General features: G+C 60.3%; 22 protein-coding genes. 1 reads left to right on the top strand and 21 read right to left on the bottom strand.

Annotated elements, in window-relative coordinates; genetic code table 11:
* Window positions 1-40 precede the first annotated feature (40 nt).
* The 14 genes from IPP35_07630 to IPP35_07565 all read right to left on the bottom strand — a co-directional run bounded on the left by IPP35_07630 (window position 41) and on the right by IPP35_07565 (window position 13919).
* Complete coding sequence (locus tag IPP35_07630) at window positions 41-625, bottom strand: YceI family protein (GenBank protein ID MBL0058969.1); 585 nt, start codon at window positions 623-625, stop codon at window positions 41-43.
* 74 nt (window positions 626-699) lie between these two features.
* Complete coding sequence (locus tag IPP35_07625) at window positions 700-1278, bottom strand: hypothetical protein (GenBank protein MBL0058968.1); 579 nt, start codon at window positions 1276-1278, stop codon at window positions 700-702.
* Entirely contained in the window at window positions 1278-2030 is a 753-nt protein-coding gene (locus IPP35_07620; GenBank protein ID MBL0058967.1) for an SDR family oxidoreductase, read from the bottom strand. Before IPP35_07620 ends, IPP35_07625 begins: the two co-directional genes overlap by 1 nt.
* An 80-nt stretch (window positions 2031-2110) precedes the next feature.
* Window positions 2111-2611 (bottom strand): hypothetical protein, encoded by a 501-nt coding sequence (locus IPP35_07615; GenBank protein MBL0058966.1) that lies wholly within the window; start codon window positions 2609-2611, stop codon window positions 2111-2113.
* Between the two features lie 72 nt (window positions 2612-2683).
* Complete coding sequence (locus IPP35_07610) at window positions 2684-3823, bottom strand: App1 family protein (protein MBL0058965.1); 1140 nt, start codon at window positions 3821-3823, stop codon at window positions 2684-2686.
* A 96-nt stretch (window positions 3824-3919) separates the two neighbouring features.
* On the bottom strand, window positions 3920-4924 hold the full coding sequence (locus IPP35_07605) for a hypothetical protein (protein ID MBL0058964.1): 1005 nt from the start codon (window positions 4922-4924) through the stop codon (window positions 3920-3922).
* Window positions 4925-4940: 16 nt separating this feature from the next.
* Window positions 4941-6233, bottom strand: coding sequence for a hypothetical protein (locus IPP35_07600; protein ID MBL0058963.1), 1293 nt, complete (start codon window positions 6231-6233; stop codon window positions 4941-4943).
* On the bottom strand, window positions 6230-7471 hold the full coding sequence (locus IPP35_07595) for a hypothetical protein (protein ID MBL0058962.1): 1242 nt from the start codon (window positions 7469-7471) through the stop codon (window positions 6230-6232). The genes IPP35_07600 and IPP35_07595 overlap by 4 nt, the downstream gene beginning before the upstream one ends.
* Before the next feature lie 68 nt (window positions 7472-7539).
* Window positions 7540-8856 carry a hypothetical protein gene (locus IPP35_07590; GenBank protein MBL0058961.1) on the bottom strand — a complete coding sequence of 439 codons (1317 nt, stop codon included), beginning with the start codon at window positions 8854-8856 and terminating at the stop codon, window positions 7540-7542.
* Window positions 8820-9551 (bottom strand): hypothetical protein, encoded by a 732-nt coding sequence (locus tag IPP35_07585; protein ID MBL0058960.1) that lies wholly within the window; start codon window positions 9549-9551, stop codon window positions 8820-8822. Before IPP35_07585 ends, IPP35_07590 begins: the two co-directional genes overlap by 37 nt.
* Window positions 9548-10504, bottom strand: a complete 957-nt coding sequence (locus IPP35_07580; GenBank protein MBL0058959.1) for a DUF2339 domain-containing protein — start codon at window positions 10502-10504, stop codon at window positions 9548-9550. Before IPP35_07580 ends, IPP35_07585 begins: the two co-directional genes overlap by 4 nt.
* Entirely contained in the window at window positions 10501-12654 is a 2154-nt protein-coding gene (locus tag IPP35_07575; GenBank protein ID MBL0058958.1) for a DUF2339 domain-containing protein, read from the bottom strand. The genes IPP35_07580 and IPP35_07575 overlap by 4 nt, the downstream gene beginning before the upstream one ends.
* A gap of 15 nt (window positions 12655-12669) precedes the next feature.
* Entirely contained in the window at window positions 12670-13389 is a 720-nt protein-coding gene (locus IPP35_07570; protein MBL0058957.1) for a hypothetical protein, read from the bottom strand.
* A complete protein-coding gene (locus tag IPP35_07565; GenBank protein MBL0058956.1) occupies window positions 13386-13919 on the bottom strand; it encodes a helix-turn-helix transcriptional regulator in 534 nt (177 codons plus the stop codon). The genes IPP35_07570 and IPP35_07565 overlap by 4 nt, the downstream gene beginning before the upstream one ends.
* Before the next feature lie 166 nt (window positions 13920-14085).
* Between IPP35_07565 and IPP35_07560 the strand changes: the two genes are divergently transcribed.
* A complete protein-coding gene (locus IPP35_07560) occupies window positions 14086-14268 on the top strand; it encodes a hypothetical protein (protein MBL0058955.1) in 183 nt (60 codons plus the stop codon).
* A 193-nt stretch (window positions 14269-14461) separates the two neighbouring features.
* Here IPP35_07560 and IPP35_07555 read toward each other — a convergent pair whose 3' ends face one another.
* From IPP35_07555 to IPP35_07525, 7 genes are all read right to left on the bottom strand, one after another.
* Window positions 14462-15181, bottom strand: coding sequence for a DUF481 domain-containing protein (locus IPP35_07555; GenBank protein ID MBL0058954.1), 720 nt, complete (start codon window positions 15179-15181; stop codon window positions 14462-14464).
* Window positions 15182-15252: 71 nt separating this feature from the next.
* Complete coding sequence (locus tag IPP35_07550) at window positions 15253-16389, bottom strand: OmpA family protein (GenBank protein MBL0058953.1); 1137 nt, start codon at window positions 16387-16389, stop codon at window positions 15253-15255.
* A 15-nt stretch (window positions 16390-16404) separates the two neighbouring features.
* Entirely contained in the window at window positions 16405-17532 is a 1128-nt protein-coding gene (locus IPP35_07545; protein MBL0058952.1) for an OmpA family protein, read from the bottom strand.
* Between the two features lie 38 nt (window positions 17533-17570).
* The gene (gene mscL, locus IPP35_07540) at window positions 17571-17990 is read right to left on the bottom strand and encodes a large-conductance mechanosensitive channel protein MscL (GenBank protein ID MBL0058951.1); all 420 of its coding nucleotides are present in this window, start codon (window positions 17988-17990) and stop codon (window positions 17571-17573) included.
* Window positions 17991-18094: 104 nt separating this feature from the next.
* A complete protein-coding gene (locus IPP35_07535) occupies window positions 18095-19720 on the bottom strand; it encodes a DUF1957 domain-containing protein (GenBank protein ID MBL0058950.1) in 1626 nt (541 codons plus the stop codon).
* 59 nt (window positions 19721-19779) lie between these two features.
* Window positions 19780-20541 (bottom strand): DUF4912 domain-containing protein, encoded by a 762-nt coding sequence (locus IPP35_07530; GenBank protein MBL0058949.1) that lies wholly within the window; start codon window positions 20539-20541, stop codon window positions 19780-19782.
* 279 nt (window positions 20542-20820) lie between these two features.
* A complete protein-coding gene (locus IPP35_07525) occupies window positions 20821-21858 on the bottom strand; it encodes an ABC transporter permease (protein ID MBL0058948.1) in 1038 nt (345 codons plus the stop codon).
* Window positions 21859-21885 lie beyond the last annotated feature (27 nt).

Here is a 21885-nt window from a genome sequence, read left to right as displayed (position 1 = left end):
GACATTTTCCGCCGGCCCGACAGGTTGAAAGAAGGTCCGCCTATTTTTTCGAGTTGGGCTTGGTGAACTCCACCTGAAGATCAATTTTGACCTCATCGCCGATCATCATGGAGTTCCCGTAAAGAATGTTGAAATCCCGCCGGTTGATGGAAACCGTTCCTTCCACCCCCACGACGGTGACCGGCATCATGGGATGGGCGACCGGCGCCGACATGGTGAAAGGGATCTCGATGGCCTTCGTGATGCCTTTCATGGTCAAATCCCCCGACACGAGATATCCCGGGCCGGACCGAACCACCTTCTTGCTCTTGAAAACGATGGTGGGGTATTTCGCCACCTGGAAGAAATCATCTCCCCGCAGATGCCCGTCCCGCTGTTCGTTGTTGGTGTCCACGCTGGCCGCGTCGATCGTTACGTCCACTGACGAATTCGAAACTTTTTTCTCATCCAGGATCAGCGTCCCCGACACTTTAGGGAAGGTTCCCTTCACGTTGGACACGCTCAAATGCCGCACGGAGAACCCGACCGTGGCGTGGGCCGCGTCCAGGGTGTAGGGTTCGGCGGCGGATGCCGCGCCCGCCAAGGCCAGAACACAACCGGAAAGAAGAATGTTTTTTAATCGCATGTTGCCTCCTCGCTATTTGGAAAGATTTGAACGGCAATCATAACAACGATTCTTTTGTCAAAAAGTTCCTGGTCCTACCCGGGAATCGGGAGAAGTTTTCTTTTGCGGTGAACAAACCAAAGGAGAGCCACGCCGGCCCCGGCCAAAAGCGTCCCCGCCAGAACTCCCACCACCAGGTCGGAACGAGTTTGGGACAAGGACTCATGGAGGATATAAACCGGGACGCTCCCCGCCTGGGCCGACGCCGTCCCGGACACCAGATACATCCCCTCGTCCAAGGCCTCGAATTGAAAAAGCGGCCGGACCCCGCGGGCGCCGGTGACGGCCACCGTCATGGAATCCCCCATCAGGACAGGGACGGATTCCCCTGTCACGCCGTCCGTCACCGTAACAAAAAGCCCAGCGGCCGCCCCCTGAGGGGAAGCCGGAAGCCCAATGTGGAGGCCCGCTTTAAGTTTGAGATTGGCCGCGCCGGGAAAGTCCACGGTGTGGGACCCGTGACGGATGGCGGAAAGAACCGAGCCCCCGGCGATCCCCGCCACGACGGCCCCGAGAAGGATCAGAGCCGCGCCGAACCCATACCCCGTCCGAACCCACGACGGGTGGTGCGGCTTGGCCGCGGGGGGAAGAGTATAAATGTCTCGTTGTGCCATTAGTAGAGGTGCCGGCCGCCGTCCACTCGCAGGGTCTCGCCGGTCACGAAATCAGATTGAACAAAAAACAGAACGGTTTTGGCGATTTCTTCCGGCCCGCCCCAACGCCCCAGCGGCGTGTTCGCGATCACCTCGCGGTGGGCGGAGGACGACAACCCCGGAGGAGCCAAGATGGGCCCCGGCGCCACGGCGTTGACCAGGATGTGGGGAGCCAGTTCCAGAGCGAGGCTTTCCGTCAGGCCCTTCACCCCGGCCTTCGCCGTGAAGTAGGGCAGATAGCCGCGGTATCGCGGACGCCCGCTGGCGGCCACCCAATCGGTGAAGTTGACGATTCGTCCTCCCCCCGCTTTATTCATGTGAGGCGCGGCCAGGAGCGAAAGCTCATAGGCGCTTCGCAGGTCCACGGCGATGCTTTTCTCGAAAGCTTTCGCCCGGCGGGAAACTTGATTTAATTCATGGAGAGGGGTAGGCTCGTAATGAGAGGCCATGTTGACAAGGATGTCCAGCCGACCGAAGGCCCGGACCACGGCCTGGAGCCCGGGTTTCAATAGGGGGATCCGGCTTAAGTCGAGCTTGAGAGCAAACCCTCGAACGCCCAAGGACTCCACCCGGCGGACCGTCTCCAAAGCAACAGATCGCGAGGTCCGGTAGGTGACGGCCACGGAACATCCCGCCCGCGCCAGCGCCTCGGCCACGGTTCGCCCGATACGGGTTCCCCCCGTGATCAGCGCTGATTTCCCTGCAGGATCCATAAATTCCTTTTAACCGCCCGCCGCCCCAGAGATACCCGACGGATTTCGTTTAATTTACCGTCAAACGCGACGACCGGAAATTAGTGGTATTTCTGCATTTTTAACTGCATTTCCGGGGAGGGCGGGTCCATCAGCCAGCGGCCGCTCGTCAATTTCTCCACATAGACATCCCACATGGCGACGGTGGCGTTGAGAATCGGGAAAAGGCAAAAAAGAACCACGACGGACGTCACCAGTCGGGAGGTGTTCTTCGTCAAACCCATTTTTTTCGCCTTGTAGAGGCCCATGATTTCGAGCAGGACCAACGAAAGGATAAGCCCGATCACGATGATGCAAATGAGAAACGGCGTGTTGGTGACGTTGGGTTCCCCTGCCACCAGATGGTCGAATAAGGCGATATAGCGTTGCCACATCCAGTATTGGACGAACAGCACGGTCAACATCACAAAAACCAGGCCACGGATGATCACGCGTTGGGTGTTTTGGGTCTTATTCTGGACCCGAGCCTTGAGGATCGCCAGGAACTCGTAGATGGAAAGTGCCAAGGATAAGGCGAAGAAAATCAACACGGTTTTATTCAAGGGTCCACCTCTTTGGTTTTTACTTTCAAACAGTCTATAACTTTTTTTTTCTCCTCAACCATCACCAATCGCTTAGGGCATGATTTCGGCGGGGTCAGAGAACACGCGCCAACGATCGGCGGGGAGAGATTGAAAAGCGGTCTCATACCGTTTTCCATCCGAGCTTCCCGCGGCTCGACGGATGAAAATGGCTTTGACTCGGCCCGGGTGCCGGCGGGCGATCTCGCCGTAAATCTCGGGGTCCTTTTCCCCGTCGTCTCCCACGAGGACGAAGACCCGGGCCGGGAATTCGCGCAGAAGCCTCTTTAGTATTCGCTTCTTGTGTTCGGCCGGGTCGCCGAAAAACTCGGTTTTGTTCCCGTCTTTCAAACGGAACCGCCGGAGATGAAAGATTCCCGGGGGAAACCCGTCCTTCTTTAGGAAAGCGGAGAGGGGCCCCTGGAGTTGCCAGGGAGAACCGGAAAGATAGTGAAATTCCGCGCCCGGCTCCCCCCACCAGCGGTAGAGGTCGGCCATCCCCGGCACGGCCCGCCAGGGTCGGAAAAAAGTGTTGGCCAAAAGCTCCTCCCGGTTGGTGACCGAACTGATTTTGATCGTATCGTCGATATCGGAAACCACCAGCACGCCCGCGGGCCCCATCAGGCGCACGGTCCCGTGGACGGGCCGCCCCCGGGACGACAACCGCACGCGCGCCGGCAGATCGTCCCCCGCCTTCCCCGCCGACATCGGCAGGAGAATTTGCCCCTCCGTTTGCCCACCGGGATCTGTGGGCCCAAGGGTGACCTTCCGCCCGCCCACCTCCACACGGGGGCGGCGTCCCCTTTCATTGTCCACCAGGAACAGCCGCGCCCGCTCGTTAAAAAACGGGCTTTTTTCATCTTCCTCGGAAACCGGCGCCATTTCCCGGAGAGTGGCGATAAGTCCCCCGCGAAGGACCGAATGCTCCTCCGGTTCGTAGACCCACACCCGAACGTTGACGATCCAATGCTTTCCATCCGGAGCGGGAAACCCGTAGGCGGGGAAAAGGACCACCCGCGCCTCTCCCGCCCAAACGACGGCCCCCAAGACCGCGAATGCCAGGGCCAGGATCAGCCGCACGGGGGCCGCTCCTGGGCGGGGAACATCCCCCAAATTTCGGGACGGACAACGACGGAGGGACGCTTCGCTCGTGGCGCGGACGGCGGAAATGTTCTTTTTTACCCAGGTAGACATTGGACCACCTTCCGACAAATGTTTTCCGCGGCTTTCGGGCGGCCCAGGCGGTGGGCGGCCCGGGAGAGCGAGGCCAGCCGGTTCCCTTTAAGAAGTTCACCGATCCGATGGGGGAGATCTTCCAGCCGGTTGACTTTGGCGGCGGCGCCGTGTTCCAGCAGGAAATCGCTGTTGGCGGCCTCCTGCCCGGGGATGGGGTCCACCACGAGGATCGGGCGCCCGAGGGCGAGGGATTCGGACGTGGTGAGTCCCCCCGGTTTTGGTGACGATAAGGTCGGCGGCGGCCATCAGGTCCTGCATGTTTTCCACGAATCCAAACACCCGGGTGGGATGGCGGTGGGAAAGGTTTTTGAGGTCCCGTTCCAAAAGCACATTTTTCCCCGCCACCACCAGGACCTGGATGGGCCGCTGAACCCGGTGGATGCGTTCTAGAATTTCCTTCACCGGTCCCATGCCGAACCCGCCCCCCAGAACGAGCAGAACCGGGCCCGTGGGCCGGAGTCCCAGAGCCGCCCGGGCCCCCCGGCGGTTTGGAACCGCGCGAAAGCGTTGGGAGACGGGAATGCCCAAGGGCGACACCTTCTCCTCGGGAATTCCTCGGGCCACGAGCCGCGCCTTGGTGTCCGGCATGGCGACGAAGGTGTGATCGACACAAGGCTCCATCCACATGGCGTGAGCTTCGAAGTCCGTGACCACCGAGGCGATGAACGGACGCTTCCCATTCCAATGGGAAACGGAGCCCAAGGATTCCAAAGGCAAGAAATGCGGGCAGAGCACGGCGTTGGGCCGGAACTCCCGGACCATCCCGATGAAGCGACGGGTGGCCACCCGGGCCACGCCGCGGCGCAAAAACGACGCCTTGCGCATGAGCCCGGCGTCATCGCTTTTTCGGAAGTATCGGGCGTATAGTTCCGGCGCGTGTTCGATCAATTTCACGTAGCCCCGGCTGTAGGCGCGCCGATAGGGCGCCGGGGTGTAGTCCAACACGTCCACCCGTTTGACCGTGTCGCGGGGCCGGAGGGCCCGCCAAGCTTCCTCCAGGGCCGCGCCCGCCTGCACGTGGCCCCCTCCCGCCGTCACGGTGGCGATCAATATCCGCATGGACAACCTCCTTTCCCTAATCCCACAATTCCCAAACGTCCGTCACCTTATCCTTCAGTTTCAGAATGGTTTCCCGGCGGAACTCGAAAAGTCCGCCCAGGCCCAGGAGGGTCAAGCCGCCCAGCCCCAGGTAAATCCATTGGGGGACATTGAGGAAAAATCCCCGGGATTGGATCACCGCGTTCGCCATCAACACCAGGAAACTGGGAAGAGCCAAAACCCGGCTTCGCTGATGAAGGCCGAACACCAGCAGCACGGCGCTCGTCAGGCCGAGATAAACCCCGTTCCATTCCCAGGAGGCGGCCATGGCGTTCACGGACGCCGGGACATAAATGGCCACGAGCCCCACGCCGTACAAAAAGTCCCGGAGCGGCCGAGAGGCGCGTTTGGCGTATCCCAGGGAAATCAAATACACCGCCACGGGGAGCAGATAAAGTTCCAGACGTTGGAAACCCTGGTCCCGAAGGAACATTTCGGATCCGATCAGGAGGAGGACACCCCCCACATGGAGAAACCGGCCTTGATAGAAAAGAGCGCTGGCCAGGAGCGAGAGGATTCCATAGGCCAGGAACGCCTGCCAGGCCAAATGGGGATCCTGGACCACGAGCCCGAGGCTGATCGCCGAGAAGAATAGGACGGCGATGCGGAACGGGTGGATGGGAGCGTCCGGCCGACGCAACGAGAGCAACGACCGGACGAAAAGGACCCCGCAATTGATCGGAATCAAATGCAACCCGTAGAGCGCGAGGTCGAACTGGGGGTGCAAGAGTCGGAAGACCAGATTGTGGGTCAAGTAACCGGACACGATCAACGCCGAGGTCAGATCCTCCCGCTTCAAAAACAGGCCCGGGACGAAAGCGGCCCCGGCCACCACCGCCGCCAAAATTCCTTCCGGCGGAGCGAAGACGAAGGCCACCACGGAGAGACCCGCGAAAACCATCTGTCCCCAGAGAGAAAAACACCGGGCCCAATCCGTCCACCCCGCGGCCAGAAACGCGTAGTGAAAGGCCATGGAGACGGCCACGATCCAAGCCGCGTGCGTCAGGTTCACCGAAAGGCCGCCCATCTCCAGAAAACAGATGTAAACCCAGGTGGCGCTCAGGAGCGCGGGGTAAAGGAAGGCGGGTCTTTTTTTAATGGCGGCCAAAAACCCGTAGGCGACCACGCTCAGCCCCCCCGTCCACAACCCCGCTCGAATTTGTTCAACGGGAAGGTCCGGGATCAACTTGCCCGTGGCGAACAGTTCTTGTCCCCACCGCCCGGCCAGGAGACCGATGGCCACGGTGAGCGTGGAGAGTCCCAGGATCATGAAAGGCCCCTCCAGAATTTTCTGGTCGGCCTTGGCGCCCACGGCGCCCACCAAAAGAAACCGCAGGCGGCGGCCGTGAAAAAGAGGGTGGCCGAAGCGAAATCCAACCCCCGGCCCCAAACAAAGGTCCAGATCACCAGCAGGAAAACAAGTCCCCCAATGTAACTGTAGACCGATTGACGGTAGAGCGTGCCGGCGGCGGCGTAGGCCCCGACCGCCAACATCAGCACGCCCAGCGTGGGGAGGAGCGGCGCGGAGGGCCCTTGGGTGAATACGGGGAGGGCGGTCAGCAGGGATCCGGCGATGGCCATTTGGCCCCAATGGAAATAGGGACGGGCCAGAGGCGTCCGCCCTTCCCGTTCATAGGTCCACGCGCGCAGAAGGGCGACCAAGCCCGCGGGAATGAAGAAATATCCGTAGGTGTAAATCGGGCGGTGAAAACTGTGGAGCAGGAGAGCGCCCGCGCCCAACAACAGGCCTCCGGCCAGATGGGCGAAAAACGGGTGAAGGGCCCTGGCCTCCAAGGCCGCCGCCACGCCCAGGAACGCCAAGGCCAGCGCCGTGGGAAATTGTTGGGGATCGTTCAGGAAGAAGCGGAGGAAACCCATCCACCCCAGGATGCACACCCCGGCCGTGTTGGACGAAAGAATGATTCCTTTCGCCCACACATTTTCATGTTTGGCCAACAACAGCGCTCCCAATACGCCGAACACGCCCGCCGCCGACAGAGCCAAAACGATTTGAGGGTCGGCGCGGTAAGCCGCGGCGCTGAAATGAAGGGCGGAGAAAAAACTGAAACCGCTCACCGCACCCAGAAGATAAGAAGGGAGCGAGCGGGAGGCCAAAAGCGAAGCCAAGAACACCAGGATCGATCCCCAGGCCATGACCGTCTCGAGAGAAAGCTCGTTGCTGAAAAGCCAGAGGTCCGCCGCGCGCACGTTGAAGGGAAGAATGGCGATGGCCACCGCCAGGAGCGTTCGCGCCGTGATGGGGGTGCTTCGCCGGAGCAGGGCGAGACCGGTCCCGTAGAGCAGGGTGGTCAACAGGGCGAACCCGACGAATTTCGTCCCGTCCGGAATGAAACCCCAATAAGACCGGACGAACAAATACGCCGAGGTCACCACCAACGCCGCCCCGGACGCGAGAAGCGCCTTGATCCCGGTGGAACTGAAGAGGCCGGATCCGGACGCGTCGACCACCGGGACCTCTCCTGATACCTTCGTGGCGTTCTGTTCCATGGCGGGTTCCCCTTTCACGGATTGTTGTTTACTGAATGGACGATGAAATGAAACAAACCTAAAACAACTTACGCTTTGGGTTCCCCTTTTGGGGTGCCCGCCTTCGGTTCCTCCGAGGGCAGAAGGTAGCGCAGGACCCAGAGGAGAACGACCACCACAAGCCCCAAAACCAGCCAGAAGATAACTTTCTTGGCTCCCGCCAGTTCGGCGGCGGCCCAATGGCGTTTTCTCGCCTCTCCTTGGCCCAGGGAAGCCTCCGTGCGGTCTGCCGTCAAAACCTGCTCGGAAACCACGGTGAGGTCGTAGCGGGGCCAGTCGGCCCCGGGGTTCCCGTAATAGAGCCACAGGGGCTCTCCGGGGGTCGCCTTGAAAATCAAGCCAAAAGTCTGGTAATGGATTTTAAACCCGTCTAAGGTCAGCGGAGCGTTGTCGCCGTTTTCGATCTCCATCACCACACGGCGGCCCACCGGATGGCCCTGCAAAAAGAGCAGGCGACGCTCGCCGCCGCTCCCCCCGGTTCGGGACCACTGGGTTTGGGCCAGGACCACCGGATAGGTTTGGCCCCGCTCGTCCGACCGCGTTTCGTAAACGGTGACGGCGCGTTGGAACAGGGCGTTCGTCACCAGGCATTCCACATACCCCACCGGCAGACGATCCTGGGGCAGGGTCAGTTCCCAACGGGATTTTCCCTTTTCCTCCCCCAGGGATTTCACGGCCGGGACAAAAGAACGCCAGGCGGGAGTGCGGTCGATGAGGAACGGCAGTTGTTTTCCGTCGCGCACGAGGCGGAGATCCCGGCCAAGGGGATCGGCCACGGCCAGTACCGAAGGCGTCAGTTCCAGCCGATGGAACCCCGCGCCGGAGAATATCACCGGATCCCGATGGGTCCAGGCTGACACGTCGAGAACAGCGCCCGATTCTGGCAATTCCGGCAAAACATCCACGGGCTTGTAGGAAGGGTTCGGTTCCAGGGGACCTTCATCGGCGGATCGGAAGGGCCCCTTGACCAAGGCGGCGCGAAGCCCCGCCAGATCGTAGGAGGGAGCGGGCGCCCGCGAATTTCCCACTGCCAGCCGATAGGTCCCCGCGGTCGCGGCGTGAAAGATGAGCCGGGCGGGGAGGATTTTGGCCCGGACCTCGTTCACCGCCATGGGAGGATTGTCGCCGTTTTGAATGACCAGGACGACCTCCCGGGCCCGCACCAAACTTCCCACTGAAAGGGTGGTTTTTTCCTTGGAATCAAAACCGTCCAAGGCCACGCGGTAAAGAGTCCCCGAAGCCAGGGGCCATTCGGTGATGCCCTGGCCGGGAAGATCCCCCTGGGATTGGACCCCCTCCACCAAAAGCGTCATGGAACGCTGGAAAAGAGGGTCCTTGCTTTCCACCGACAATTCTTCAATGAAAACGTTTCGCGCGGGAAGTTCCAGCCGCAGGCGAGTTTCCGTTGGCCCGTCGTCGCGGCGGAGGACGCGCAGGGTCCTTGTTTTGGCCCCTTCCGCCGGGCGGGCGGGACGGCGAAGCGCCGCCGCCACCCAGGGACCGCGGGGGATTTTTTGTCGTCCACAATTATTTTAAACGCGTCGGCATTGACGGGCGGGAACTCCAGGGCGAGGTTTTCCGCCCCCCAGGTTTCCCGAAAAAGCACCTGGTTCCGGGCCAACACCTTCCAGGCGCCCGCCACCCGGGCCTCCACTTGAACCCCTTTCAGAAACTTGGGTTCGGGACTCGCCAGAAAGAGGGCCGCGGCCGGGGTCCCCGGCGCGGGAGAGAAATGGAGCACGGTTTGGTTTTCCAACACCTTCGACTTGAAGTTTCGCACGGGGTCCAACGTTTCGCCCTCCCGGCGGGGCTCGTCCAACAGATAGGGAACTTCCTGATTTTGGGGATCGAACAACCGGAGGTCCCGCCGGTCCGTAGAGGCCAGGTTCAGGGTTTCCGGGGGAACGGTCCACCGCGCCAGCCCGGGCCTCGTCAGGGTGAGGGATTGCCGGTGGGACCATTGGTTCGGGTCGGACTGGGCCCGAAGGAAAACCACCGGGAAGAAGAGAGCGAAGGCAAAAGAACGGTGCAAGATTTTCATGAGGGGACCTCCGGTCGCGCGCGAAGAAACTTTTGGAAAAGGAAAGACGCGATGATGAGAACCACCGCCAGCCCCACGAAAGCCGCCACTTTATAGAGATCGGGCAGTCGCCAGACGTCGTGCAAGAATAATTTGCCGATGGTGACGGCCAGTAGAACGAAGCTGGCCCGTTGAGTTCCCTGGGACCTTTTTTGAAGTCCCTGGATGAGAAGCGCCAGGCCGAAGAGACCCCAACCCAAGGTATAACTCAGGTCCTGGGCCAGGGAACCGGAAAGGTTGAAGGTGAGGGTGGCTCCTGGGCTGAAATAGTCGGCGATCTGAATGTTCATGAGAAGAAAGAGCAATACCGCCCCCAGGGCGTTCAGGCCAGTGACGATGGGAACGCCCGCCCAAGCGTCGGGCCTGTCTGGGTCGGACCGCCACAGCCGGGCGGAAAGGAACAGGCAGGCCGTGGTGACCCCGTAGGCGTACAAGTACCAATTGAAAAACGGCGTTCCAGAGCGGGGGTGATATTCAAGAACCGCCGGATTTATGGCCAACCGCACGAAAGCGATGGCCAGAAGGGCGCCGCCCCATATTTTGAGTCCCCCATGGGGAACTCGGCGAAATAGCCAAACCAGAGCCAGGCCCTCCAACGCCCATCCCAGGGTGATCCATTCCCGGTCGAAATGAAGTGGGAATATGAGGCTGACAAAAAAGAGAGCTACGCCCCCGAACATCGCCAGGAGCGTCTGTCGGCGAGGAAGAGTGTCCGGGTCCCGGCGCAGGACGTCCGCCAACCCAGCGAAGGTGAGGACGGCCAGTACCGCGGGCAGAGCCCCGATCGTGGAAGAGCCGGGAAATACTACATAAACTTTATACAACAGGTAGAACAGGAGAGGCCCCGCCGCCGCGGAACCCACCCAGGACTCGAAAAGCGCGCCCAAAGATTTGGAAAAGAAGGGCAACGTCATGAAAAGGCCCAGGGTCGCCAGATACCAGGGCGCGGCGATGAAGGGATTGTTGGGGTCGAAGAGGGCTCCATGCCAGACGAACTGCAGGAGGACCATGCTGAGCAGGGAGACCGGGACCAGAATCCCGCTCCGGCTCCACGGCGCGACGCGAGCCCCAGGAGCAAAAGGACAAGGAGGAACCCCAGCCCGAAGACAGGCGCGGGGTTGGCCAGTTTGAGATGAATCGCCGCCTGACCCAGGAGGAGGAACGGCAGAAGACTGCCGAGGGCGGGAATGGCGTCGGTGAGCCCCGACGGGAGGGAGGCGCCCTCCGGTTGGGTCGTTGATTCATCCGGAGCGGTTCTATTTTTACCGCGTTGAACCCAGAGTCCGGCCCCGAAGAAAAGGGCGGCCACGCCTCCGATCACCACCAAGAGGCCAGGCAAATCCCCGGCGGAAAGCTGGGTCAACCACAGGGACGCGGCGAGGAGGCTCAGCCCCAAGGCCCCGATCAGCGCCCACAAAAACCCGGTGGCGATGGCGGCCACGATGGTGATGGCGTTTAAAAGAAATATCACGGGCCAAAGGAACGCCGGCGAAACCAATTGGCGGGTCAACGCCATCATGAGCGGAATGAGGAACACCGCGGGATAAAGCTGGCCCAGGGTCACCACCCCGCGCGTTCCTCCTTTTCGATGGAGGACCACGGCGAAGGCGCCGTGGAGGGCCCCCAACAGGAGGTAAACCGCCAATGCGTGGGGAAGGGTGGAGGGCGAAAGGGATCCGCCGGTCCAAACCAGGAGAGCGATAAAAGCCACGGCTCCGGCTAAGACATGGACCGGTTGCAGTTTTTCCCGGCGATAGGCGAGTCCCGCGAGGATCGCGTCCGCTAAAAATAAGAGGGCGAAGGCGATCGTCGGATGGGCGGCCACGGAGGAGTTGGTCAGGCTGACGAAAGCGCATAGGATAGCGGCCAAAGGCATGGCTCCCGCCACGCTCAGGGAGTGGGAATCCTCTTTTTCCGTTCCTTCCGCCCAAAGGCGGGCGGCGGCAAAGAACACGGAAAACCAAAGACTGATGCCAGCGGCCGTGGCCATTTTGGATGCTTCAAAGAACTTGACCGCCCAGCCGATTTGCATGCAGAGGGTCCCGACAGCCGCCAAGGAAATCAGGAACATCCACCGTTTTCGTAGGGCCACCAAAAGAAGTCCGATGTCCAAGAGGGTCACGTAACTGAAAAGGCCCAAGGCCCGGTCCACTCCGGTGGACAAAAGAGGGGGCGTGAGAAACCCCCCCACCAGGCCGAGGATGGCCACATACTGGGAATCCATTTTGACCGCCAGGGAAAAAGCCACGGCGGTGACGAGGGCCATAAAGGCGAAGGCCGCTCCGGCCCCCAACAGGTCGTAGAGAGCGTGGGCCGCGAAGGCGTCGGCGTAAAGGATGGCGCATCCCGCGGCGGCCAGGGTTTGGCCCGTCACGTCGTATCCGCGCTTCTGGGTTTGAATTCCCAGGACGATGGCGGCAGTTCCCAACACGAAACCCGAAAGAACCCGCATCATGGGGCTGACCCAGCCGTGGTCAATGGAGTACTTGACGAAAAATACAGCGCCCAGAAAAAGCGCGAATCCCCCGATCCAGCTGAACAGTTTAACCCCGGTGAACTGGTCCCAATCGATGGCAAAGGATTTCGTCGATGATGGCTCCGGCTCTAAAATCGGGGGACGGGAAGGCGGAGGCGTTTTGGTTAAGGGCAAGGAGACGGCGGCCCCCGTCCGAACCGGTTCAGGAGGAATCACGGTCGGACGCGCCGGCGGAACCACGGGGGGAATGGTGGGGGGCAAAGATGGCGCGGGGAGCGGGGGTGGGGGAACGCGGAGGACCGCGGGAGGCACAGAAGGTTCCGGTTCTCCGGCGCCTTTCATGGAGGTGGCTCCGGATCGGAGCACGCCCTTCAAATGGTCCAGCCGCTCCTCCAGCCGCGCGACCCGCCGCAAGATTTCCTCGGAGGAAAGGGACCCGGGGGAAAGCCGCAAAATATCCAGCTCACGCTGAAGGAGGTCCAAACGTTTTTGGAGCGACCCCACTCGGACAAAGGCGGCCAAGGATAAGAACGGGACCGCGACGATCCCGGCGATGACCAGCATATACAACATACCCAATCCCAGCATGGCGAAACCTCCTTTTTATTTCTCGTCGGGATGAAGAAAGCGGCCCGATTTAAGAAACGCCACGACGTTGTCCCGCGTTTCATCCTGCGCCAACAGAAACGTATGCTCGGATTTAACCTGAACGAAGTCCTTGGCTCCCTCCAATTGCGCGCTAGAAACCGCCACGGACCCGTCATCGTCCCCCGGCAAAACCGGGTTCAATCCTTTTCCGTCCCCCTGGGCGCCGGCGATGATCCCGAATTCGCAGGGGGGAATCCCCAATGACTTAATGAAGGGACTGTCTTCCTTCAACTGCTGAATGGCCTTGTCCCCATAGACCCAGCGAAAGGCTTTGAATTCAAATAGCTCGTCCACCCACCGAGACCCATGGTTGGGGGGAGCGATCTGCACGAAGCGACCTAAATGGTCGGGCGGGGTGGTGCTTAAGTAATAGCGGGAAATAATGGACCCAAGGGAAAACCCCACAAAGTGGATGGGGCCGGTCACCTTTTGTGACTCCACAAAGGTTTTGAGATCCGCGGCGTATTCTTCAATAGTTTTATCGGTGCTGTGGTATCCCCAATTAAGGACCAGAAACCCATTTTTTTCAAGGCCTTTTTGGATTTTATTCATGACGAAAGGCCGGTTTAAGATCCCGTGCAATAGAACCACGGTTTCCTGGGGCCGAACTTCCGCAAACAGAGCCGGAACCAAGGTGAGAAACAGAAGGCTTGATATAAGCGAGCGAACACTCATTTTACGAGGCCCCCCCAGAGGCTTTTGGTGACAATATCGACGTTTTTTCGAAGGTCCGTTTCGATGGCCTTTCGGATCCGGGCGATGCAAAGGCGAATGATGCTTCCCACCAGAATCGAGGCCCCAATATAGGGTTCCATGACTCGGAATACCCCCGCTTTCTGGCCCGCCGTCACCAGCTCCAGGGCCACATGCCCCGGGTGTTTGAAAGTGGAAGGGAAACGATCCAACTCCCGGTGTTCAGAGAGGATCAGGAAGGTGAAAAGATCGCGTTCTGTCTCAAATGCCTCAAAACATGTTGATATATAGGCACGAAGCTTATTGTGCAATTCCTTTTCCTCCGCCACCCTGGAAGCCAGGTCCAGCGTGAAATCGTTCACATGGACCGAGAAAAGATGGTAGGCCAGGTCCTCCTTGCTCTTAAAATGCCGATAAAGGGCCCCCTCCGAAACGCCGCTTTTGGCCGCGATATCCTTGGTGGTCGTCCCATCGATTCCCTTTTCCACGAACAGGCGCACGGCCGCCCGCATGATTTTGGGGAGGATGGTTTTGGCTTTGGACTTCTCAACGATAAAGTGCACGGTCCCTCCATGTAAGTGAGTGAACACTCACTATATACCACGACTTCGGTTTTTTGTCAAGGGGGCGGGAACTTTTTTCCCCCTCGGGGGTCCAAGGGGGGGGGAGGAAAAAACCATGAGCCAGAAAATCATCAACTTCATCCGGACTTCTTCAACGGATTCCCAGAAGGGGGAAGGAAAAAACCTCCCCACCTGGGAATTCTTCTACACCGGAACCCTCTGGCGTCTCACGCGAGGGTCCAAAACCAGAAATATCAACCCCGATCTGGAAATATTGCCGTTTTTATCGGAACGGTAACGCGGAACTTCAAGTTGGACAGAGGAGGGCCCGGTCGCGGTGCTCCTGCCACTGGGGCGGCAAAGCCGTCCAACGAATAGGGAAAGAAAAACCGGGATCCCGCCCATGGGAAAAACCTTTTCCCAGGCGTGGGACGCCGTGTTGGAAGGAGGACCCTCGACCGGGCTAGCCCCGAAAAAATCGGGGCGCCCGGTTAGTAGTTGACGAGCAGGGAAATCAGGGTGGTGTTGTCGTCGCGTTTAAAACCGGGAGCGGGTTCGTGAACGTGTTTCCAGGTGTAGGAGAGTTTGAGGGCCAGGTGGGTTGAAAAACCGGCTTTGAGCGCGCTTTCGCTGTTCACGCGATAGCCGTTGGGGTCGTCGAAATTGTGGAGGTACTCGCCGTCCTGGGAAAACAGGGACGTCGCAGAGAAGTTGTAGACGTATTTCGCGTAGGCCCGGCCCGAGGCGAAATCGATTCGGGGAGAACGGGTGCGTTGTTCGTTGATGTAACCGCCGCCCAATTCGGCGAACAGTTCGTTGGCCGTGGTTTTGACGATTTCGCGGCCATAGCCCAGGGAGGCATCATAGCGGTGGCTGTAACCGGCGAAGCGGTTGGATTCCCAGAGGCCCCGCTCAAAAACGTAATTCCGGTCGGTCAGCTTCCATTCCACTTTTTCCCCGGCGTCGTATTTTTCCGAAGTGCGTTGGTTGTCGCTTTCCACGTTCAAAGCGTGTCCCCACGCTTCAAGACCGGTCTTGTCCTTGGCCCAATTGAACTTCTCTCCGGCGCCCAGGGTGCGGGATTGGCTGTTTCCTCGCGTGGACAGAAAAGAAAATTGAGCCTCGTTTTTCCAGTTCTTGGCCGGGGCCTCTTCCGACCGCGTGGGAACCGTTAAAAAAGCTATCGCCGACAGGACAAGTAATCGTTTCATGGAAAGACTCCTCTATTGGTCATATCGTCCCCAGGGGCGGGAGGTCCTCCCGCCCCTGGGGACTTTATCAATTATTTTTTTACAGCCGAGATCGTCGCCACCACGCGGCGATTGGCCGCACGGCCTTCGGGCGTCCCGTTGTCCTGCAAGGGAACCGCGGCGCCGAAACCTTTGGCCGAAACTCGATTTCCTGCCACCGCAAAACGATCCACCAAAGCGTTTCGAATAGCGTCGGCTCGTTTTTGAGAGAGCGCCTTATTCCCATCGGCGGACCCTTGGTTGTCGGTGTGGCCTTCAATCACGACCGTGGTGTCGGGGTGGCTTTTCAGGAACGCGGCGCCTTTCGACAATTGGGCGTCATATTCCGGCTTCAAGTCCGCCTTCCCAGAATCGAATTTGATGTCCAAAGTGACCGAAACGGTCTCGGTGGGGCATCCTTTCTCATTGACCAAGGTGCCGGCGGGGGTATTCGGGCAAACGTCCGCTGAATCCACGATGCCGTCCCCGTCCGAGTCCACAGGTACCGCCGGCACGGCGGCCGCCGCAACGATGGGCGTCGCCGCCACCGCGACAGGGGGAGCCACCTCCGCAGGGGTCGCCGCGGGTGCGGGTGCGGGAGTCGCCGCGGACTGGGGAGAAGAGTTCTTCCCACCCCAGAACAAGTTGGCCATGAGCCCGGCGGTGTAAGCCGTGGCTTCGGTTCGATAATCCGTGGACTCGTTGTAAACGTAATGGATTCGCGCCAAGGCGCCCACGCTAAAGGAATTCATGAGGAAATATTCCAAACCAAGTCCGCCCTGGGCGGCGAAGGTGGTTTTGGACCGGTCTCCCGAAGGGTCCATCCAGCGAACATCCGCCGCTCCGACCCCCAAGGTCGCCACGGGGATCAGCCGGCCGGCCGATCGGAAAGAATGGTAGAGACCCACGGTGAGCGGGCGGATCCGGGGATGGCTGGCATCGGAGTCGTCCTTGACTTTGAACTGGATTGAATCGACCCCCAAAATCAACTCGTTTTTCTCAGAGATTCCATAGCGGAGCCAGCCGGAACTAAAATAATCCGCGTGGGTCGCTTGACGGGCTTCATCCCGGGCGATCAAATCGCTCCAGCCGGCCGCCCCGCCGATGCCGATCCGCCCCGTGGCGTCGTTCGCCCAAAGACTTCCCGCCACCGATCCGATCAGTAAAACCGATAAAAATGTTCGTTTCATTTTAAGACTCCTCTTTTACTTTTTTGCATCCGAAACCACCGCCACCACGCGCCGATTGGCGGCGCGGCCTTCCTCTGATTTATTGTCGGCGATCGGGCGGTCCGGGCCGAACCCTTTCGCCGTCACCCGCGAACCGTCCACGCCAAACTTCCACACCAAATGATTTCGCACCGCCTCCGCCCGCTTTTGCGAAAGCGCGCGATTGCCTTGGGGACTCCCCAGATTGTCCGAGTGACCTTCAATCAGAACCGTCGTATGGGGAAACCGTTTCATGAAGTCGGCCACGCGCTGAATTTGCGGATCGAATTCCGGGTTCACGTCCGCCTTGCCGAGACCGAACTTGATGTCCAACGTGACGGAGACTTCCTTCGCGACGCACCCCGTTTCATCCACCAGAGTTCCGGCCGGTGTGTCGGGACATTTATCCTTGGAATCCAAAACGCCGTCCAGGTCCGTGTCCTTGGGGCATCCCAGGGCGTCCACCGGCACCCCCGAGTCGGTGCCGGGGCAGGTATCTCGGCTGTCCGGAACGCCGTCGCCGTCCGCGTCGGCTTCCGGCGGGGGGGCGGCGGCCTTCGGAGCGGCCTTCGGAGCGGGACGAACGTTCCCGCAACGGAAAAACCAGTTGGCGGAGACGTTTGCGCTCAAGGCGGAGGACGCCGGGGCGTAACGTCCATCGGCAAAAGCGTGGTTATAGGTGAGGCCCGCTCCAATACGGAGGGACTCGCCCAGCGGGTGTTCCAGGCCGGCGCCGGCCCGGAAAGAAAACATCATCCGGTCCCGTTCTTCCGTGCCGGTTCCGCGGGTCCAGACCGGGCCTACGCCCGCGGTGAGGAACGGCGTCCACGCCCCTTCCCCGAACGACTGGAGCCAATTGATGGTGACGGGCCTCAAACGCGCCTGGGAATTGTCCCCGGTTCCTTTGCCTTGAACGCTGTCCAGAGCCAGCAAAAGTTCCCCTTGCTCCGTCATTCCGTAGCGGAGCCACCCCGCGGCGTAGGGGCCCGGTTTGGTGGCCTCCCGAAGGTCGGAGGATCTCAGAAAATCTCCCATCCCGATGGCGCCGCCCAACCCCCAGCGGCCGATGGCGTCTTCCGCCGCCCGGAGAACCGTCGCCAGAGTGGCCGCCGCCGTTAAGATCACAACGAACTTTCGTGGGTTAAAGAAAAGCATCGGGGGGCCTAGGCCAGAACGCTCGTGCAATGACCGCATTTCTTCGCGGCCAAAGGGATCGACAGGAGGCAATGGGGACACTCTTTGACGCTGGGGGCAGGAGGGGGCGCGTCGGCCTTCTTAAAGGAGTTCATGAGCTTGACCATGGCGAAAACGGCCATGGCGACCAAAATGAAATCCACCACCACGGTGATGAAAGCCCCGTAATTCAGCGTGACGGGCTTGGATCCGTCCACCCCGGCTTTGAGCGTAAAGGAAAGATCGGTGAAATCCATCCCGCCGGTCAGCAAGCCCAAGGGCGGCATCAACACATCGTTCAGCAAAGAGGTGACGATTTTTCCAAAAGCGCCGCCGATGACCACGCCCACCGCCATGTCCACCACATTCCCCCGCATGGCGAACTGTTTAAATTCTTTAAGAATATTCATGGGACCCCCCGTTGCTTTATGGAAAACTGGAGTGATTTTCAGACGGCCATTTTAAAAAACAGGCCCAGTCCCGGCAAGTTAAGACGCCCCGGGCCAGGTCGGGTTCAGCGACCGGCGGCGGCGAGCTCCCGGGCTCCGGCGCTTTGATAAACGCGGTAGTCGATGCCGGGGAAAATGTTGTCGATGGATTCCAGGTTGGCCACGAACCCCTCGTCTAAACCATTCTCCTGAATGCGGTGGAACAGGTCCAGGAACCGCCCCATGTGGTCCCGGGTGCGTTTCTCGGAATACTGCCGGGCGGTGCCCACGGTCATGAGGAAAGCCCAGTCGGAAGATTGAGCCAGAAGCAGTTCCCTCGCCGCCTGGTTCAGATACCGGCGAAGCAGGCCCTCGGCGTTGGGATGAACGTTGGCCAGATGGATCATGCGCTCAGCGGCGATGTGGAGGTGAGGGTAAATCCAGTCGTTGGAAGCGTTCAGCCACACTTCGTGATAGCCTTTGTCTCCCCAGCTGGAAGGTTCCGGCTCGACGATCTGCTGTTCCGGGAAGCGTTGTAGGTATTCGACGGGATGGGTTGTCTTGACCCGGTCTTGGTCGTAATGGATCTTGCGAAGCAGGGACTCCAGGAAATCCGGCCCCTCAAACCACCAGTGCCCAAAAAGTTCCGCGTCGTAGACCGAGGTCACCAACGGCGGCCGGTTCATGACGCCCCTCAAATATTCCACCTGCCGCTCACGGTTGAACAAGAAGTTGCCGGCATGGCTGGCCGCGGTGTCCCGGGCCTTGGAAGGGAGGTAGGGTTCCTTGTCTGCCAGGGCGACGCGGCCTGTGACGCGGTGGTATTTGATCCCCGTGTTGCGGCGGACTCCGTCGTCGTGCAAATAGGGGCGGACGTAGTTGTAATCCAAGTCGTAACCGATGTCCCGATAGAATTCCCGATAATTGAAATCCCCGGGGTACCCCTGTTCGGCGGACCACACCTGGTGGGCGGTCTCCATGTCGCGGCCGAAGAACGCCACGCCGCCCGGCGAATAAATCGGCGCGAAAACGCCGAAACGGGGGCGGGGTTTGGCGAACAACACCCCGTGGGAGTCCAAGAAGGAAAATTTGATGCCGTTGTCCTTAAGGAGGCTGTCCACCCCGGGGGCGTAGGCGCATTCGGGCAACCAAATGCCCCGCGGCGCCCGACCGAAATGACGATGGTAGTCCTGGACCGCCACCTGCACCTGAGCCCGACGGGATTCTTCGTGGATCATGAGGGGCAAATAGCCATGGGTGGCGCCGCAGGTGATGATCTCGAGAAGTCCGAAGTCCTGGAGCGCCTTGAACCGGGTGAGGAGACGTCCCCCGCAGGCGTCGAAGATTTCGCGGACCCGCTTAAATTTGGAGAGGTACATGGCGGCCGTTTCCTGGAAAGCGCCCGGGAGACTCCGCGTGCGGAACACCTCTTTTTCCCCCAACTCCACCAATTTTTCCAGCTTGGCGCGGTAACGGGAAAGAAGCATATCGTCAGCCAGCATGTTGCAAAGAGGAGGCGTGAGGGACATGGTGATGCGAAAAGCGATTTTCTCCCCCGCCAGCCGTTCCATGATGTCCAGAATGGGAACATACGTTTCGGTGACGGCCTCGTAGAACCAGTCTTCTTCGAGGAAGTCCGGGTATTCCGGGTGGCGCACGTAGGGGAGGTGCGCGTGGAGGACGAGACAAAGGAAACCTTGCGGATCAGCCATGGGAAAAGTCCTTCAAAACGAGGGGCGAGAATCGCATGCGTTCCGCCCTGGTGGAGCCCTTATTCCTGCCCCTTGCGGGACTGACGGGAAACTTTAAACTCGATGAACCGCGAGAGGTCCCCGTCGTGGTTGGTGGCCTGGATGGGGTAGACCTGCTGGCCGTCCGGAAGAGCGAAGCGGAAAGAAAAAGTGCCGTCCGGGTTCAAGGGAATGGGCCGCCCCTGGAACGTGAGGCTGGCGTCCGGCTCCGTAGCGCCGTAAACGATGACCTCCGTATCGGCCACGAGCCAGAACCCCTTGTGGCGCGTGGGTACGCGGCCCCAGCTGGCGCCCGTGGGAGAGGTCGGGATCATGGACAGGGAGGAAACGCTCTTGAGCAGTTCCCAGCGCTGAGCCAACATTTTGGCGATGTCCAGGGACCCGGCCCCCAGGCGCCCGCCGCCCGACAGTTCAAACAACCGTTCCCAATCCGCTTTGAGCATTCCCCACTTTTCGTCCAGTTGGTCCGAAATTTGGCCGGTGGGCAGGCGGATGGTATTGGAGATCGCCAGCAAAACGAAACGGCCGTCGGGCAAAATCAGGCCCAACTCCGCGTGCCACTGGCCGTCGCCGCGCGGGGAGAACACGTACCAATTGCGGGCTTCCACATGGACGTCCACGTCGAAGCTTTGTTTTTTTCCGTTGTGGTCGGAATGAACCCGAAGGACGGAGCGGCCCTGTTCCAAAATGGCCCCAAATTGTTTGCGCACTTCGTCCCAGGTGTAGGGAGCGACTTCCCAATAGGCGTGCATCCAGCGGGGGTCCCGGGGCAAGAGGACCAACCGGGTGACACCGTAATCCCTCGGAAGTGGCCCTGCGGAAGCCGGCGGCGCCGGCCGCGGCGTGGGTCCGGACGATGGCGCGTTGATGTGGGACGTCATGGGAGAAAGAGTTGAAACTCCTAGATTATGATTTTAAAACGTCGCCGTCCCTCGTAGGGTTCGGAGAAGCCGAGAGGTGCCCGAGTGAGGAACCGGTCGACAGGTAGAAATTTAGCAAATTCGGAAGAGGTCGCAAGAAGTTTTTTTGCCGGACCGGGGTCCGGCGCCGAAGGGAAAAAATCAAACAAGTGTCCGTCGGAAACGATGAACGCTGGCCGCGGCGGCCAGGGCGCCCAGAACCGCCAGGGCCCCCAGGTGGGTCCAGTAGAAAGGACCGATGGTCCCTTTCAGCATCACCTGCCTGGTCAGCGATACGAAAAACCGCAGAGGGTTTAACCAAGAAATGGGAGCGAAGAACGCGGGGATGTTCTCGATGGGCGCCATAACACCCGACAATTGAATCGCGGGAAAGAGGAAAAGGAATCCTCCCATCATGGCCTGTTGTTGGTTTTTCGCGAAGGTCGAAATCAGGGTGCCGACGCACACCGTGGTCCCGACGAACACCCCCGCCGCTAAAAACAGCGCCCACAACGGGCCCCGAAGCGGGACTTGAAATCCCCACACCCCGAGCGCGATCAGAAGCGGCACGTCCGCCAGGCCGAGGATCATGTAGGGAAGGGTTTTCCCGACGAAGATCTCCCAGCGCTCGACAGGCGCGGCGATCAGCGTCTCGAACGTCCCCAGTTCCCGTTCCCGCGCCATGGACATGCTGGCCAGGAGGATGGTCACCAGGCAGAGGATGAGCCCCATCACGCCCGGAACAAGATAGGCCGAGGTCTCCAGCGTCGGATTGTACAAGACCCGTGTTTCGAACCACACCCCCGGCGGCCCTGAAGGCGGGAGGTTTTCGTCCGCCAGAGTCCGCCTCAACACCGCGTTGAGATAACTCTCGATGACTCGTCCTTTGATGGCGTTGGTCGCGTCCACCAACAGTTGGGCCCGCCCCTGTTGGCGGGCCAGGGCGCGGTCCAACCCGCCCGGAGGCGCCACCAGCGCCGCGTCCGCTCGGCCCGAACGGATGAGCCGAAAGGGGTCGGGGTCATCGGCGGGAACCAGGCGGAACCATCCGGAAGCCGCGGCGCGTTCCCCCACCTGACGCGCCAGGTGGTCTGCGGGATCCGCGTAAACGGCCAGGCGAATATTTTTTATTTCGTTGGAGAGCGCCAAACCGAAGAGCGTCATCTGGACCACGGGAATCACGAAGATGATCATCCGCATGCGTTTGTCCCGGAGAGCTTGGATGAA

The sequence above is a fragment of the Elusimicrobiota bacterium genome, assembly GCA_016721625.1.
GTDB lineage: Bacteria > Elusimicrobiota > Elusimicrobia > FEN-1173 > FEN-1173 > JADKHR01.
The sequence above is the reverse complement of the archived record's forward strand: the minus strand, read 5'-3'. Positions and strand labels throughout refer to the sequence as shown.

Excerpts from the sequence above, each read along its gene's own strand:
- IPP35_07570 (MBL0058957.1), bottom strand. The coding sequence starts at position 13,389 with ATGAGTGTTCGCTCGCTTATATCAAGCCTTCTGTTTCTCACCTTGGTT.
- IPP35_07610 (MBL0058965.1), bottom strand. The coding sequence starts at position 3,823 with ATGTCTACCTGGGTAAAAAAGAACATTTCCGCCGTCCGCGCCACGAGC.
- IPP35_07595 (MBL0058962.1), bottom strand. The coding sequence starts at position 7,471 with ATGGAACAGAACGCCACGAAGGTATCAGGAGAGGTCCCGGTGGTCGAC.
- IPP35_07525 (MBL0058948.1), bottom strand. The coding sequence starts at position 21,858 with ATGCGGATGATCATCTTCGTGATTCCCGTGGTCCAGATGACGCTCTTC.
- IPP35_07535 (MBL0058950.1), bottom strand. The coding sequence starts at position 19,720 with ATGGCTGATCCGCAAGGTTTCCTTTGTCTCGTCCTCCACGCGCACCTC.
- IPP35_07580 (MBL0058959.1), bottom strand. The coding sequence starts at position 10,504 with ATGACGTTGCCCTTCTTTTCCAAATCTTTGGGCGCGCTTTTCGAGTCC.
- IPP35_07605 (MBL0058964.1), bottom strand. The coding sequence starts at position 4,924 with ATGCGGATATTGATCGCCACCGTGACGGCGGGAGGGGGCCACGTGCAG.
- IPP35_07600 (MBL0058963.1), bottom strand. The coding sequence starts at position 6,233 with ATGATCCTGGGACTCTCCACGCTCACCGTGGCCATCGGTCTCCTGGCC.
- IPP35_07585 (MBL0058960.1), bottom strand. The coding sequence starts at position 9,551 with ATGAAAATCTTGCACCGTTCTTTTGCCTTCGCTCTCTTCTTCCCGGTG.
- IPP35_07575 (MBL0058958.1), bottom strand. The coding sequence starts at position 12,654 with ATGCTGGGATTGGGTATGTTGTATATGCTGGTCATCGCCGGGATCGTC.
- IPP35_07555 (MBL0058954.1), bottom strand. The coding sequence starts at position 15,181 with ATGAAACGATTACTTGTCCTGTCGGCGATAGCTTTTTTAACGGTTCCC.
- IPP35_07620 (MBL0058967.1), bottom strand. The coding sequence starts at position 2,030 with ATGGATCCTGCAGGGAAATCAGCGCTGATCACGGGGGGAACCCGTATC.
- IPP35_07560 (MBL0058955.1), top strand. The coding sequence starts at position 14,086 with ATGAGCCAGAAAATCATCAACTTCATCCGGACTTCTTCAACGGATTCC.
- IPP35_07625 (MBL0058968.1), bottom strand. The coding sequence starts at position 1,278 with ATGGCACAACGAGACATTTATACTCTTCCCCCCGCGGCCAAGCCGCAC.
- IPP35_07630 (MBL0058969.1), bottom strand. The coding sequence starts at position 625 with ATGCGATTAAAAAACATTCTTCTTTCCGGTTGTGTTCTGGCCTTGGCG.
- mscL (MBL0058951.1), bottom strand. The coding sequence starts at position 17,990 with ATGAATATTCTTAAAGAATTTAAACAGTTCGCCATGCGGGGGAATGTG.
- IPP35_07565 (MBL0058956.1), bottom strand. The coding sequence starts at position 13,919 with ATGCGGGCGGCCGTGCGCCTGTTCGTGGAAAAGGGAATCGATGGGACG.
- IPP35_07550 (MBL0058953.1), bottom strand. The coding sequence starts at position 16,389 with ATGAAACGAACATTTTTATCGGTTTTACTGATCGGATCGGTGGCGGGA.